Genomic DNA, 14,919 nt, shown 5'->3' with positions numbered 1-14,919 from the left:
GGCGGTCTCCGTCAGGCGTGTTGAGCGGCGTGCATCGCGGTCCATACACGATGCGGCGTCGCCGGCATCTGCAGGTCCTTCACGCCGAGCGGGCTGAGCGCATCGATGATCGCGTTGATGACGGCGGGCGGCGAGCCGATCGCGCCCGCTTCGCCGCAGCCCTTCACGCCGAGCGGATTGTGCGTGCACGGCGTGCCCTTCGCGGTCTCCACGTTGAAGCTCGGCAGGTCGCTCGCGTGCGGCATCGCGTAATCCATGAACGAGCCGGACAGCAACTGGCCGCTGTCCTTGTCATACACGCAGCGTTCGAGCATCGCCTGGCCGATGCCCTGCCCCAGCCCGCCATGCACTTGCCCTTCGACGATCATCGGATTGATCACGTTGCCGAAGTCGTCGACGGCGGTGAATTTCTCGACGCGCGTCTCGCCGGTATCGCGATCCACTTCGACTTCGCACACATACGCGCCGGACGGATACGTGAAGTTGGTCGGGTCGTAGAACGCGTTTTCGTTGAGACCCGGCTCCAGCGTCTCCAGCGGGAAGTTGTGCGGCACGTACGCCGCGAGCGATACGTCCGCGAACGTCTTGGTCCGGTCCGTGCCCGCGACGCGGAACACGCCGTTGCTGAACTCGATGTCCTGCGGCGATGCTTCGAGCAGATGCGCGGCGATCTTCTTCGCCTTGGTTTCGATCTTGTCGAGCGCCTTCACGATGGCCGATCCGCCGACCGAAATCGACCGCGATCCATACGTGCCCATGCCGAACGGAATGCGGCCCGTATCGCCATGAATGATTTCGACGTTTTCGATCGCCACGCCGAGCCGGTCCGCGACCACTTGCGCGAAGGTCGTTTCGTGCCCTTGTCCGTGGCTGTGCGAGCCGGTGAACACGGTGACGGAGCCGGTCGGATGCACGCGCACTTCGCCCGCTTCGAAGAGACCCGCGCGCGCGCCCAACGCGCCCGCCACGTTCGACGGCGCGAGCCCGCACGCCTCGATGTAGCACGAGTAACCGATGCCGCGCAGCTTGCCCTTCTGCTTCGATTCCTCGCGGCGCCTTTCGAAACCCGCGACATCCGCGAGTTCGATCGCGCGGTCGAGAATGGCGTCGTAATCGCCGGTGTCGTACGTGAGGCCGACGGGCGTCGCGTATGGAAACTCGCGGATGAAGTTGCGGCGGCGCAGTTCCACCGGATCGATGTTCAACTCGCGCGCCGCCGTTTCCACGAGCCGCTCGACCACGTACGTCGCTTCGGGGCGGCCCGCGCCACGGTAGGCATCGACGGGAACGGTGTTCGTGAAGACCGCCTTCACTTCGGCGTAGATCGCGGGCGTCGCGTACTGGCCGGCGAGCAGCGTCGCGTAGAGAATCGTCGGAATGGACGATGCGAACGTCGACAGGTACGCGCCCATGTTCGCGGTCGTGTGCACGCGCATGGCGAGGAACTTGCCGTCGTTGTCGAGCGCGAGTTCGGCTTTCGTGACGTGATCGCGGCCGTGGGCGTCGGACAGAAAGGCTTCGGAGCGCTCGGCGGCCCACTTGATGGGACGCCCCACTTTCTTCGATGCCCACGTCAGCGCGACATCCTCGGGATACAGAAAGATCTTCGAGCCGAAGCCGCCGCCGACATCCGGCGCGATCACGCGCAGCTTCGATTCCGGCAGCGACAGCACGAACGCCGCCATCAACAAGCGCTCGACGTGCGGATTCTGGTTCGAGACGTAGACGGTGTAGCTGTCGTCGTGCTTCGAGTAGCTCGCGTTGACGGCGCGCGGCTCGATCGCGTTCGGCACGAGGCGCTGGTTGACGATATCGAGCGTCGTCACGTGCGCGGCCTGCGCGAAGGCGGCGTCGGTGCGCGCCTTGTCGCCGTGGCCCCAGTTGTAGCAGACGTTGTTCGGCACGCTGTCGTGAACGAGCGGCTTGCCGGCATCCGACGCGCTCGCCGTATCGACGACCGCAGGCAGTTCTTCGTAGTCCACGGCGATCAGCTCGGCCGCGTCCTTCGCTTCCTTCAGCGATTCGGCCACGACGAGCGCGACCTGATCGCCCACGTGCAGCACCTTCTCGTGCGCGATGACGGGATGCGGCGGCTCGTGCATCGGCGAGCCATCGGTGCTGTGGATGAGCCATCCGCACGGCAATCCGCCGACGTTCTCGCCCGCGAGATCCTTGCCCGTGAAAATGGCGATCACGCCCGGCGACGCCATCGCGGCTTCGATATCGATCGAGCGGATGCGCGCGTGCGCGTGCGGCGATCGAAGGAAGACGCCGTAGCTTTGCTGCGGCATGACGACGTCGTCGGTGTATTGGCCCGCGCCCGTCAGGAAGCGATAGTCTTCCTTGCGCTTGACGCCGGCGCCGACCAGTTTCTGTTGTTCAGGTGCGTTCATCGCGGTTCTCCTGTCGACATTAGGCGCGATTACATCTGTCAGAGATGGCTTCGCGTCAGGCGCGCGCCTTCATGTTTTCGGCGCCCTGGAGAACCGCTTTCACGATGTTGTGATAGCCGGTGCAGCGGCACAGATTGCCGTCGAGCTGCTCGCGCACTTCTTCTTCGGAGAGATCGGGCGATTCGGCGGCGAGCGCGGACGCGGCCATCACCATGCCCGGCGTGCAGAAGCCGCATTGCAGGCCGTGGCATTCCCTGAACGCCGCCTGCATCGGATGAAGCTCGCCGTCGCGGCTCATGCCTTCGATGGTCGTCACTTCCATGCCATCGGCTTGCGCCGCGAGGATGTTGCACGACTTGATCGCGCGGCCATCGAGATGAACGGTGCACGCGCCGCACTGCGCGGTGTCGCAGCCGATATGCGTGCCGGTGAGTCTGAGTTGTTCGCGGAGAAACTGGACAAGCAGAAGATGCGGTTCGACGTTCGCGGTCACCGGTTTCCCGTTGACCGTCAGGCTGATGCTGAGCGGCATTACTGTCTCCTTGAGGCCGGAGCGGCGCTTTCATGCGCCTTTCCGGTCCTTGCACGATATTGCCGGGATGGACCCGCCTCACGCCGCTCGCGCCTGCACTACATCACGTCCTGAACCTGGCTTGGGCTAAGCGTCCGGCTGGGGAATTCGTGTCGTGTGTCACGGCGAGTAAAACACAAATCGACGGGCGTCGCTATTAGGCGCACGCCCGTGCCGTCGTCGAATTCGACGCGCGCCGATGGCCCGAAATGCAAAACGCCGCCCCGAGGGGCGGCGTCGTTTTCGCTGGATGCGTGGCCGTTCAGCGCGTCACGGCTTCGCGCTCCGGGCTCGCCGCGCGGCTGACCGTGCGGCCGAGTTTCGAGTGATGACGCGAGTACACGAAGTAAATCGCGAGGCCGATCACGAGCCACACGACGAACGCGATCCACGTCGTCTTCGCCAGGTTCACCATGAGGAACAGGCACGACGCCACCGCGAGAATCGGCACCACCGGCACGCCCGGGCAACGGAACGCGCGCGGCAGTTCCGGATGCGTGCGGCGCAGGATCAGCACGGCGATGGAGACCATCGAGAACGCAGCGAGCGTGCCGATGTTGATGAGTTCGGCCAGCACGTTGAGCGGCACGAGCGCGCCGATCAGCCCGAAGAAAATGCCGACGAGCCACGTCGTGAAGAACGGCGTCGCGTAGCGCGGATGCACGCTCGAGAGCTTCGCGGGCAAGAGGCCGTCACGCGACATCGCGTAGATGATGCGCGTCTGGCCGTAGCTCATCACGAGAATCACGGTGAGCATGCCGAGCACCGCGCCGAGATCGATGAAGCCCGCGACCCAGTTTTGTCCGGCCACTTGCAGCGCGTACGACACCGGATGCGAGATGTTCGCGAATTGCGCCGCCGGCACGATGCCGGTCACGACCGCCGCGACCGCCACGTACAGCACCGCGCACACGGCGAGCGACGAGATGATGCCGATGGGCAGATCGCGCTTCGGATTCTTCACTTCTTCCGCCGCCGACGACACCGAATCGAAGCCGATGAACGCGAAGAACATCACCGCCGCCGCGCCGAACACGCCGGACCAGCCGTGCGGCATGAACGGATGCCAGTTCGCGGGCGTCACATGGAACACGCCGACCGCGATCACCATCAGCACGACCGTGACCTTGATCGCGACCATGATGTTGTTGATGCGCGTCGATTCCTTCACGCCGATCGACAGCAGCCACGTGATGACCATCATCACGAGGAAGGCGGGCAGGTTGAAGTAGGTGACGTGGCCGGGCAGTGCGCCCGGCGCGGCCGACAACGCGGTCGGCAGGCTGATGCCGAAGCCCGAAAGCAGCGATTGCAGATAGCCCGACCATCCGACCGACACGGCCGACGTCGCGAGCCCGTATTCGAGCATCAAGTCCCAGCCGATGATCCACGCGGCCAGTTCGCCGAGCGTCGCGTAGGAATAGGTGTAGATGGAGCCGGCGACGGGAATCGTCGATGAGAATTCGGCGTAGGCAAGGGCGGCGAAGCAGCACGCGATTGCCGCGACGAGAAACGACACCATGAGCGCCGGGCCGGCCTGCACGGCGCCCGTGCCGGTCAGCACGAAGATGCCGGTGCCGATGATCGCCCCGATGCCCAGAAAAGTCAGATCCAGCGCGCCAAGCGTTTTCTTGAGAGACGTGCTTTGCGCGCCGGCAAGCATGTGCTCGATGTTTTTCTTGCGGAACAACGACATTACGGTAAGTCTCCTTTCAGCGCGCGGTGCGCCTTCCCTCGGGAAAACCCGACATTTTAGCGGAGTAAAGGAGAATGCCCACGAATGGGGCAACATGCGTGTTTTAGGTACGACGTTTTACATTTTATCCTGAACAGGATAAATCGTCGTTATCCCGCGATAGCCGGATTCATATCGACGAGACGGTTGCTCATCACATAAAACGTGAGTTCGGCGTTGTTCGCGAGCTTCATTTTCTCGAGCAGGCGCGTGCGATAGACGCTCACCGTCTTCACCGACAGCGACAGCGCATGCGCGATGTCCGTCAGCCGCTTGCCCGACGCGAGCATGCACAGCGTCTGGAATTCGCGGTCCGAGAGCTTTTCGTGCGGCATCCGCTCGGCGTCGAGCGAGACGTAGTTGGCGAGCGCCTCGGCCATTTCGGGGCTCACATATTTGCGGCCGGCGGCAACTTGCTGGACCGCGCGAATCATGAGCGCGGGATCGGCGGTTTTGGACAGATAGCCCGACGCGCCGGCCTTCAGCGCGCGAACCGCGTACTGGTCTTCGCGATACATCGAGAACATCAGCACTGGCACGTTAGGCGTGTCGCGCTTCAAACGCTTGAGCACGTCGAGACCGTTGATGTCCGGCAGCGAGATGTCGAGCAGCACGATGTCGTATGCGCCGCGCGCCGCCAGCGCGAGCGCATCTGCGCCGGTTTCCGCTTCTTCCACGTCCGATGCAACGCCGCGCTCCATCAGCAATTGCGCGACGCCCCGGCGCACGATGGCGTGATCGTCGGCGAGCAGGACTTTGAGCGTCATCGGCACGCCTCAGGCGTTGACGGCACGCAGCATCGTGCGCGGCGCGGCAGTCCAGGGCAGGCGCGCACGCACCAATGTGCCGCCCGCTTTCGATGCCGCCACGCGCAAGCTGCCGCCGAACGCCTCGCAGCGCGCCCGCATGCCCGCGAGTCCGAATCGCCCGGTTTTGCGGCGCGCGGCCGGCGTGATGCCGACGCCATCGTCCTCGACGACGAGCGACACGCCGTGCGCATCGGCGGTAACGGTGACGGTCGCGTGCTCCGCGCCCGCGTGTCGCGCGACGTTGCCGAGCGCTTCCTGTGCGACGCGAAAGAGCGCGAGCGCCACGTCGTCCGGCACGTGAATTTCAACTGAACAAGATAAATTTATGCGAAGGGCCGAACGCGCGCCGAATCTGTCGATCCAGTCCGCGAGCACATCGGCGAATGCGGAGTTGAAAGCAGGCGCATGCAAGCCTTCGACAATTCGATGGCTCGCGTCGGCGGCTTCGACGAGACATTCGCGCGCCTGACGCAGCGCTTCGACGCAAGCGGCGGGTGCATCGGGCGGAAGGAAAAACGCCGCGCGGCCGATCGCGAGATTCGCGGCGGTGAAGAGGGCGCCGGTTTCGTCGTGCAGATCGCCGGCGATGCTGCGGCGGGCCCGCTCATCGGCGGCGGCGAGTTGAGCGGTCAACTCGCGCACGCGCGCATTCAGGCGCTGAAGCTCGCGATCGCCGCGCAGCTTGGCGTCGATGAGCGCGGAAAGAGGCGAACCCGGCGCCTCCATCGTCGATGACGAGACGCCGCGCAGGTTCGCGCGGAGCGTGGTGCGCTCGTCGAGCGCGGCCAGAGCCGACGTGTTCATTGTTTCCTCGCTTTGAGCGCAACGGGAGTTACGTCCTCGGCGAACTCACGAGCGGGCGTAACTAAATTTACACTCTGTAACATCGCAGACGGACGAAGCGCTTTCGGCGCTCAATCCAACCGTTGGCATCATATCTCAAAATTATGACGAATCGATTGGACGACAACGGTTTCGCGCACGAAGTTCAAGTTGGTTAGCAACATCGGCGCGACGAATGCGTAGGAAGAACGCCTACGTGATCTGTAACAGAACGCCGCGTGCGGGCGAAAAAAAACCGGAGCACGAAGCTCCGATTTCTGGTGTTCAGACGTCCCGCCGATCAGCCGACGAACGCCTTCTCCACGACATAATGCCCCGGATGGTTGTTGCTGCCTTCCTGGAAGCCCATCGAGTCGAGCAATTGACGCGTGTCGCGCAGCATGTGCGGGCTGCCGCAGAGCATCACGCGGTCGTTTTCGATCGAGAACGGCTCCACGCCGATATCGGCGAACAGCTTCTTCGTCTCGATCAGATCCGTGATGCGGCCGCGGTTCGCGAATTCTTCGCGCGTCACCGTCGGGTAATACACGAGCTTTTCCGACACGATTTCGCCGATATGCTCGTGCGCCGGCAAGTGCTCGGTGATGAAATCCTTGTACGCGAGCTCGTCGACAAAGCGGCACGTATGCGTCAGCACGATCTTGTCGAAGCGGTCGTAGACGTCCGGGTCCTTGATGATCGACATGAACGGCGCGAGGCCCGTACCCGTCGAGAGCAGCCACAGCGTCTTGCCGGGCAGCAGGTTGTCCGCGACGAGCGTGCCCGTCGGCTTCTTGCCGATCAGCACGGAATCGCCCACCTTCAGATGCTGCAGACGCGACGTCAGCGGGCCGTCCGGCACCTTGATGCTCAGGAATTCGAGATGCTCTTCATAGTTCGCGCTCGCGAGGCTGTAGGCGCGCAGGAGCGGCTTGCCGTCGACTTCGAGGCCCACCATCGTGAACTGGCCGTTCTCAAAGCGGAACGAGCTGTCGCGGGTGCAGGTGAAACTGAAAAGCGTGTCGGTCCAGTGATGGACGCTCAGAACGGTTTGAGAGTTAAGGTTGCTCATGGCTTCTTGGACTAGGCGAAAACGGTGACGCTCACGGGCTGGACGTCAGAAGGGCGCTACGCTCGACGCTGCGCGAAAGGACGATTCGATGAGCTCGATGTCCACGTATCCCGCGCGTTTTTCATTCGATGGCCGCGCCTGTGCCGCAGCGCAATCGGATATTTTACCCGATAGCCGTTTGGCGTACCGAAGCGTCCCGAGGCGGCGCCAGTGGCTCCTTCGGCTCATGGACCGCTGGCGGCCGGGCCGCAGGGCTATATATTGCCGAAAAGCAATGAGTAGCCTGCGACCCGCATGATAACAACCGCCGCCGTGCCTATTCAGAAATACCCTGCTGGCGAAAGGCCGCAGCGCGTCGTTTAGATGCGCTGATCCGTCGACGGCTTCTCCCACAGATTGATGCCGCCTTCCTGCGCGTGCTGGTCGATTTCCGCGAGTTCTTCCGGGCTGAACTCGAGGTTCTTCAACGCGCCGACGTTCTCCGCCACCTGCTCCGCGCGGCTCGCGCCGATCAGCACCGAGGTCACGCGCCCGCCGCGCAGCGCCCACGCGAGCGCCATCTGCGCGAGGCTCTGGCCGCGCCGCTCGGCCAGTTCGTTCAGCTTGCGCACGTGCGCGAGGTTGGCATCGCTCAAATGCTCCTGCTTCAGCGACCCGCCGCCCGGCTTGTTGACGCGCGCGTCCTGCGGCACGCCGTTCAGGTACTTGCTCGTCAACAGGCCCTGCGCGAGCGGCGTGAACGCGATGCTGCCCGCGCCGATATCGTCGAGCGTGTCGAGCAGTTCGTGTTCGATCCAGCGGTTCAGCATGTTGTACGAAGGCTGATGGATCAGGAGCGGCACCTTGTGCTCGGCCAGCAGCTTCGCCATTTCGCGCGTCTTGGCCGCCGAATACGACGAAATGCCGACATACAGCGCCTTGCCCGAATGCACGGCGGTGGCGAGCGCGCCCGCGGTTTCTTCGAGCGGCGTGTCGGCGTCGAAACGATGCGAGTAGAAGATATCGACGTAATCGAGGCCCATGCGCTTCAGGCTCTGATCGAGGCTCGCGAGCACGTACTTGCGCGATCCGCCGCCCTGGCCGTACGGGCCGGGCCACATGTCCCAGCCGGCCTTCGACGAAATGAGCAACTCATCGCGATACGGCCGGAAATCGTCCTTGAAAAGACGCCCGAAGTTGCTTTCCGCGCTGCCGTACGGCGGGCCGTAGTTGTTCGCCAGATCGAAATGCGTGATGCCCAGATCGAATGCGGTGCGCAGAATCTCGCGCTGCGTGGAGAGCGGCGTGGTATCGCCGAAGTTGTGCCACAGGCCCAGCGACAGCGCCGGCAGTTTCAGCCCGCTCTTGCCGCACGTGCGGTATTGCATCTGCGTGTAGCGCTCGGAAGCTGCTTCGTAAGCCATGACGGATTTCCTTTGCGGGTTGCGGAATTGGACTAACTTTGACAAGCGTGACCGGTCGATCATCCGGATAGCTGCGATACGCTCGCGCCTCCGGTCGAAAACCGTTAATGGTAAGGCAATCGGCGTCAGCGCGAGCGTTGCGCACGGGCCGTGCCGCTATGCAGGAGCCTCGCCGCCTTGCCGAACATCCATCCGAACAAAGGAGTAAACACATGGATTCAATCGACAGACTGCGCCCCGCCTACGATTTCATGCTCACGCTCGGGCTGACCTACGGCGTCAACATCCTGATGGCGATACTGATCGTCGCCGTCGGCTGGTGGATTTCGAATCTCGTGTCGAACGCGCTGCGGCGCACGCTCGCGCGCACCAATGTCGATGCGACGCTCACGCCCGTGCTCGCCAGCGTCGCGATGTGGGCGATCCGCGTGGTTGCCATTGTCGCCGCGCTCGGCAAATTCGGCATCGCGGCGGCCAGCATTCTCACCGTGCTCGGCGCGGCGGGACTCGCCATCGGGCTGGCGCTGCAGGGCACGCTGCAGAATATCGCGGCGGGACTGATGCTCTTGCTGCTGCGGCCGTTTCGCGTCGGCGATTACATCGAGGGTATCGGCGTGACGGCGGGCACCGTCAACGAGATCGGCCTTTTCACGACGCGCCTCACGAAAGCCGATGGCATCGTCATGTACGTGCCGAACAGCATCATCTGGGCGAATCCGGTGACGAACTACAGCGCGAACGAGCGCCGGCGCGTGGTGCTCAATTTTCTCGCTCAGCACGGACAGGACGTCGAGCGCGTGCTGGCCGAACTGCGGCGCATGGTTGCGCAGGATGCGCGGATCGTTCAGGACGGGGCGTCGGCGCCGTGGATCGCCGTCACCGATTACACCGATACCGGCGTCAAGTTCAACGTCGGCGTGTGGACGCGCGCGAGCGATCACGCCGACGTGCAAGCCGATCTGCTGCGCCAGATTCAGCCGCTCACGCGCGTGCCCGTCGTCGCCTGACCGGGCGCGCTGGACGCGCATTCGTGCGCCTTGTAAGCTGGCGCGCCCTATCTTGAAATGAACGAGGACACCCATGACCCGGGCGATTTCTGTTGCGTTGCTAGTCGGCGGCGTCGTGCTGCTTTATTTCGGCGGCCAGTCGTTTCACTCGCTCAGCAACGACGTATCGCGATTCTTCACGGGGTCGCCGACAAACAAGACGATCTGGCTGATCGCGGGCGGCATCGTCGCGAGTCTTGCCGGGTTGATCGGCCTCGCGCTGCCTTCCAAGCGCTAAGGCCGCAGCTTCAGACTAGTGCCACTTCCGGCTTCGACGCCGACCGCGTGCCCGGCAGCGCCGCGTTGCTCGCGCCGCGATACGTGTAGACGAGCGAGAACTTCACGTGATCGGTCAGATTCTTGCCGGCGGAATGCAGCGTGTTGCAGTGGAAGAACACGACATCGCCCTTCTTGAGCGCCGGTGAAAATGCCGTGCGGATGAGCGCGGTGTTTTCCGGCAGGTCCGAGCGGAAAAACTTCGCTTCGTCGAAACGATCCGACGTGAACGCCAGCCGATGCGAACGCGGCACGAACCACAGCGCGCCGTTATCGACGGTTTCGTCGCCGAGCGCGACCCACGCGGACACGAGATCGTCGCGCTCGAACGCCCAGTAGCGCACATCGCGATGCCAGCCGGTCAAACTGCCGTACGCCGGATGCTTCGTCATCACGCAGTTGTGATGCGCGCGCGAGAGATACGGCGTTTCGCCGAAGTACAGTTCCATCCAGCCGCGCACTTCCGGCGATGTCGCGAATTCCGCGAACAGCGGATGGCGCGCGTAGGCGTCGAGCAGGCGCCGCACGGTTTGTCCGCCAGGCGCGTGCCTCGATTGCGGCGCGCCGGGATATTGCAGATCGGCTTCGTATTCCACCGGCGCGGCGGCTTCGGCCAGTTGCAGCTGCGCAATTTCGCGCATGGCGTCGCATCGCACTTCGGGCACCAGCCCGCTTACGATGACGAAGCCCGTCTCGCGCAACTCCTGCACTTGCTCTTTCTTCGATTTAAGCAACGTGTGATCAGACATGTTCGTTCAGCCTCGGCGCGGCGTTCATATCGCCTCATGCAGCCAGCGCAATACCCGAAATTGGGGCGAATACGTTCATTGTAAGTCGGACGTGCCGCGAGAGGCCGTGCAGCCTGACGTTCCGGCGATTGCATGAAGCGTTTGCTTCAACGATCGGCAGGGAAAACGCGGACTTAACGCAGTAATAAAGCTCTTGTACATTGACTGCATCGTTTCGGTGCAACTTTCGAACACGAGGTTGAATCGAAGCGTTGAACGCTAATTTTGAGAGGACTATCGTCAGGTTTGCCTTCACGCAAACGGACCTTTTGCCGACATGACCCAAAGAATCGCCACAGGCCTTCGACGCGCGGCATCGAGCGCGGCGCGGCCCGCCCGGCGCGGCGTGATCCGCGCGCTGCGTCATCATTCGGCACGCACGCAGGCGCTCGCCGAGCAAATCAGGAACGTGCATCCGGTCGACGGCATCCGCTCCTGGTTTCGCGGATTCTTCTTCAACATCCGCGTGCGCGCGGCTTCGCGCAGCGTGTCGTTGAGAACGCTGCTGCGCCGTCCGATGCAACTGCGCGCGCCGGCATCCAAGCCGAAGAGCGCGAAGCTGACGAGCCGCCGGCCGCGTCGCGTATCGGCGAGCAGCGCGGGCTGGTACGACTTCGCGGTGCGCTGACTACCGGAATCGCTTAAACGAACGGCCATAAAAAAACCGGCAGGCGTGAAGCCTGCCGGTTTTTTCTTTTGCGAGCCGCGCCGGCTTACGCCACGCGAGCGACCGGTTCCGTGCCGGCTGCTTCGGCGAGCACGAGCGCCTTGTCCGCCGATTCCCACGAGAATTCAGGCTCTTCGCGGCCAAAGTGGCCGTATGCCGCCGTCTTTTCGTAGATCGGGCGCAGCAGGTCGAGCATCTGGATGATGCCCTTCGGACGCAGGTCGAAGTGCTCGAGCACGAGCTTCGTGATTTCCGCATCCGACACGCGGCCCGTGCCGAACGTGTTGACCATCACCGAAGTCGGACGCGCGACGCCGATTGCATACGAAACCTGGATCAGCGCGCGCGATGCCAGGCCCGCCGCGACGATGTTCTTCGCGACATAACGGCCCGCGTAAGCGGCCGAGCGGTCGACCTTCGACGGGTCCTTGCCCGAGAACGCGCCGCCGCCGTGCGGAGCCGCGCCGCCGTACGTATCGACGATGATCTTGCGGCCCGTCAGACCGCAATCGCCTTGCGGACCGCCGATCACGAACCGGCCGGTCGGGTTCACCAGGAACTTGATGTCGCCCTTGATGAGTTCCTTCGGCAGCGTCGGCTTGATGACTTCTTCGATGACCGCTTCGCGCAGTTGCGGCAGGTCGATGTCCGGCGAATGCTGCGTGGACAGCACGACGGTATCGATGGAGTGCGGCTTGCCGTCGACATAGCGCACGGTGACTTGCGACTTCGCGTCCGGACGCAGCCACGGCAGACGGCCGTCGCGACGCAGGTTCGCCTGACGCTCGACCAGACGGTGCGACAAGTGGATGGGCAGCGGCATGAGTTCGGGCGTTTCGTCGCACGCGTAGCCGAACATGAGGCCCTGGTCGCCGGCGCCTTGATCGAGGTTGTCGTCGTGCGCCTTGTTCACGCCTTGCGCGATGTCCGGCGATTGCTTGTCGTACGCGACGAGCACCGCGCAGCCGCGATAGTCGATGCCGTAATCGGTGTTGTCGTAACCGATGCGCTTGATGGTGTCGCGCGCGATCTGGATGTAATCGACGTTCGCGGTGGTGGTGATTTCGCCCGCGAGCACGACGAGACCGGTATTACAGAGCGTTTCCGCTGCGACGCGCGAGTATTTGTCCTGCGACAGGATGGCGTCGAGGATGGCGTCGGAGATTTGGTCGGCGACCTTGTCCGGGTGGCCTTCGGAAACGGATTCGGAAGTAAAGAGATAGTCGTGTGACACGCTTCAGACTCCAATTGAGTACGGTTGAGATTCACGTAGCCGGCTTCGTTTGGAGTCTGAAGCGGCGACGCTTTAGCGGATGTCCTTTCTCCGGCCTCCACCCGATATTCATCAGGCTTCAGCCGGCTTCGCCCCGCAAGTTGTCCATTAACTCGGCGAAGGTCTTATTATACCGGTTTCCCGTTTTTTTACAGAGCCGAACGCTTGTTGTCATTCGTCCCGCGTCAATATTTCGCCCGTCGCAGCGGCCCGTCTGTTCGCTGGGGCACGTCATGCTAGGGCGCCTCGGAGTCTCGCTCGCCATTGGCTTTCTCAAGTTTCTGGCTGTCATCCCTTATGGCGTCACGGCCCGTTTCGGCGACGGCTTAGGCTGGCTGCTTTATCAGATTCCGAGCCGGCGCAAGCGCATCGTGCATACGAATCTGAAACTCTGCTTTCCCGAGTGGACGCCCGAGCGCCGCGAGGAAGTCGCGCAGATGCATTTTCGCCACGCAATCCGCAGCTACGTGGAGCGCAGCGTGCAATGGTTCGGCTCGGCGAAGAAGCTCGAAAAGCTGATCGAAGTCGACAGCGCGGTCGATCTCACCGATCCCGACCTGCCGCCCACGCTGTTTCTCGGGCTGCATTTCGTCGGCATCGAAGCGGGATCTATCTTTCTCAATTACTCGCTGCATCGGCAATGCGGATCGCTTTATCAGCCGTTTTCGAATCCGCAGATCGAAGAAGTCGCGAAAAGACAGCGCGCCCGTTTCGGCGCGGACATGGCGAGCCGCGCGGACAGCGCGCGCATCGTGCTGCGCTGGCTGCGCGACCGCAAGCCCGTGATGCTCGGCGCGGACATGGATTACGGCATGCGCAATTCGACGTTCGTGCCATTCTTCGGCATTCCGACGTGCACGCTGACGGCGGTCGGCCGGCTCGCGAAGACGGGCAAGGCGCAAGTGGTGCCGTTCATCGGCGAAGTGCTGCCGAATTACAAAGGTTATCGGCTGAAGGTTTTCGAGCCGTGGCAGAACTACCCGACCGGCGACGACGAAGCCGACGCCCGCCGCATGAACGAGTTCCTCGAAGAGCAGATTCCGCGCATTCCGGAGCAGTATTACTGGGTCCACAAGCGCTTCAAGACGCGGCCGCCCGGCGAGCCCGGTTTTTATTAAGCGAAACGTCAGCCGAAAGCGGCGCGAAACGCCGCCGCACCGCTCACATACAATAGCGGCCATGAAACTCAAGTTCACCAAAATGCAGGGCGCGGGCAACGACTTCGTCGTGCTCGACGGCTACTCGCAGGCGCTCGATCCGAGTCCGGCGCAAGTGCGCGCGCTCGCGGATCGACATTTCGGCGTGGGCGCTGATCAGTTGCTGCTCGTCGAAAAGCCGACGATCGACGGCGTCGATTTCAAATACCGCATCTTCAATTGCGATGGCGGCGAAGTCGAACATTGCGGCAACGGCGCGCGGTGCTTCGTGAAGTTCGTGCGCCACCGCGGGCTGACGGACGCTGCGACCATCCGCGTGCAGGTGCAAAAAGGCGTCATCACGCTGACGATGCAGGAGAACGGCGAAGTCGTCGTCGATATGAGCACGCCGGTCTTCGATCCGCCTCAGGTGCCGTTCGACGCCAACGGTCTGGAAGGCCGCCGCGAAGGCAACGACACGCTCTGGCCGCTCGACGTGGATGGGCACACGCGCTGGATTTCCGTCGTGTCGATGGGCAATCCGCATGCGGTGCAGATCGTGGACGACGCCGAAGCGTATCCCGTGCTGACCGAAGGCCCGCTGATCGAGCGCCACGCACGCTTTCCGAAGCGCGTGAACGCGGGCTTCATGCAGATCGTCGATCGTCATTCGGTTAAGTTGCGCGTCTACGAGCGCGGCGCGGGCGAAACGCTCGCGTGCGGCACGGGCGCGTGCGCGGCGGTGGCGGCGGGCATCCGGCGCGGCCTGCTCGATTCGCCGGTCCGCGTGCAAACGCACGGCGGCACGCTGACCATCCGCTGGGACGGCGCGCGCGACGAATCCGCCGCGCTATTCATGGCCGGCCCCGCCACGACGGTCTTCGAAGGTGAGATCGAGTTTCCCGGCATCGGCTGAGCCGGACCACGC

14 protein-coding genes are annotated in these 14,919 nt (G+C 63.4%); 5 read left to right on the top strand and 9 right to left on the bottom strand.

What is annotated here, in order from left to right:
- Positions 1-11: 11 nt before the first annotated feature.
- The 7 genes from AWB72_RS01165 to mgrA all read right to left on the bottom strand — a co-directional run bounded on the left by AWB72_RS01165 (position 12) and on the right by mgrA (position 8,805).
- Positions 12-2,393, bottom strand: a complete 2,382-nt coding sequence (locus tag AWB72_RS01165; protein WP_040052771.1) for a xanthine dehydrogenase family protein molybdopterin-binding subunit — start codon at positions 2,391-2,393, stop codon at positions 12-14.
- A gap of 55 nt (positions 2,394-2,448) precedes the next feature.
- Positions 2,449-2,925, bottom strand: coding sequence for a (2Fe-2S)-binding protein (locus tag AWB72_RS01160; protein ID WP_040052772.1), 477 nt, complete (start codon positions 2,923-2,925; stop codon positions 2,449-2,451).
- A 301-nt stretch (positions 2,926-3,226) separates the two neighbouring features.
- Entirely contained in the window at positions 3,227-4,660 is a 1,434-nt protein-coding gene (gene bcaP, locus AWB72_RS01155) for a branched-chain amino acid transporter BcaP (RefSeq protein WP_040052773.1), read from the bottom strand.
- A 149-nt stretch (positions 4,661-4,809) separates the two neighbouring features.
- Positions 4,810-5,466 (bottom strand): response regulator transcription factor RqpR, encoded by a 657-nt coding sequence (gene rqpR, locus AWB72_RS01150; protein ID WP_040052774.1) that lies wholly within the window; start codon positions 5,464-5,466, stop codon positions 4,810-4,812.
- Between the two features lie 9 nt (positions 5,467-5,475).
- Positions 5,476-6,312, bottom strand: a complete 837-nt coding sequence (locus AWB72_RS01145; protein WP_040052775.1) for a sensor histidine kinase — start codon at positions 6,310-6,312, stop codon at positions 5,476-5,478.
- 319 nt (positions 6,313-6,631) lie between these two features.
- Positions 6,632-7,402, bottom strand: a complete 771-nt coding sequence (locus tag AWB72_RS01140; protein WP_040052776.1) for a ferredoxin--NADP reductase — start codon at positions 7,400-7,402, stop codon at positions 6,632-6,634.
- A 359-nt stretch (positions 7,403-7,761) separates the two neighbouring features.
- Positions 7,762-8,805: an L-glyceraldehyde 3-phosphate reductase gene (gene mgrA, locus AWB72_RS01135; RefSeq protein WP_040052777.1), complete on the bottom strand. Its 1,044-nt coding sequence runs from the start codon at positions 8,803-8,805 to the stop codon at positions 7,762-7,764.
- A 212-nt stretch (positions 8,806-9,017) separates the two neighbouring features.
- On the opposite strand from mgrA, the gene AWB72_RS01130 reads away from it, so the two are divergent.
- Positions 9,018-9,812 carry a mechanosensitive ion channel family protein gene (locus AWB72_RS01130; RefSeq protein WP_040052778.1) on the top strand — a complete coding sequence of 265 codons (795 nt, stop codon included), beginning with the start codon at positions 9,018-9,020 and terminating at the stop codon, positions 9,810-9,812.
- A gap of 73 nt (positions 9,813-9,885) precedes the next feature.
- A complete protein-coding gene (locus AWB72_RS01125; protein WP_040052779.1) occupies positions 9,886-10,089 on the top strand; it encodes a DUF3185 family protein in 204 nt (67 codons plus the stop codon).
- Positions 10,090-10,099: 10 nt separating this feature from the next.
- Here AWB72_RS01125 and AWB72_RS01120 read toward each other — a convergent pair whose 3' ends face one another.
- Complete coding sequence (locus AWB72_RS01120; protein WP_040052780.1) at positions 10,100-10,876, bottom strand: phytanoyl-CoA dioxygenase family protein; 777 nt, start codon at positions 10,874-10,876, stop codon at positions 10,100-10,102.
- Positions 10,877-11,192: 316 nt separating this feature from the next.
- Between AWB72_RS01120 and AWB72_RS01115 the strand changes: the two genes are divergently transcribed.
- A complete protein-coding gene (locus AWB72_RS01115) occupies positions 11,193-11,543 on the top strand; it encodes a hypothetical protein (protein ID WP_208863099.1) in 351 nt (116 codons plus the stop codon).
- Positions 11,544-11,628: 85 nt separating this feature from the next.
- Here the strand turns inward: AWB72_RS01115 and metK are convergent, their stop codons facing one another.
- The gene (gene metK, locus AWB72_RS01110; protein WP_040052781.1) at positions 11,629-12,816 is read right to left on the bottom strand and encodes a methionine adenosyltransferase; all 1,188 of its coding nucleotides are present in this window, start codon (positions 12,814-12,816) and stop codon (positions 11,629-11,631) included.
- Positions 12,817-13,088: 272 nt separating this feature from the next.
- On the opposite strand from metK, the gene AWB72_RS01105 reads away from it, so the two are divergent.
- On the top strand, positions 13,089-13,973 hold the full coding sequence (locus tag AWB72_RS01105; RefSeq protein ID WP_040052782.1) for a lipid A biosynthesis lauroyl acyltransferase: 885 nt from the start codon (positions 13,089-13,091) through the stop codon (positions 13,971-13,973).
- Positions 13,974-14,034: 61 nt separating this feature from the next.
- The gene (dapF, locus tag AWB72_RS01100; protein ID WP_040052783.1) at positions 14,035-14,907 is read left to right on the top strand and encodes a diaminopimelate epimerase; all 873 of its coding nucleotides are present in this window, start codon (positions 14,035-14,037) and stop codon (positions 14,905-14,907) included.
- Positions 14,908-14,919 lie beyond the last annotated feature (12 nt).

The sequence above is a fragment of the Caballeronia concitans genome, assembly GCF_001544615.1.
GTDB classification, from domain to species: Bacteria; Pseudomonadota; Gammaproteobacteria; order Burkholderiales; family Burkholderiaceae; genus Caballeronia; species Caballeronia concitans.
Note: the sequence above shows the minus strand (reverse complement) of the source record. Positions and strands in the feature narration are given on the sequence as shown.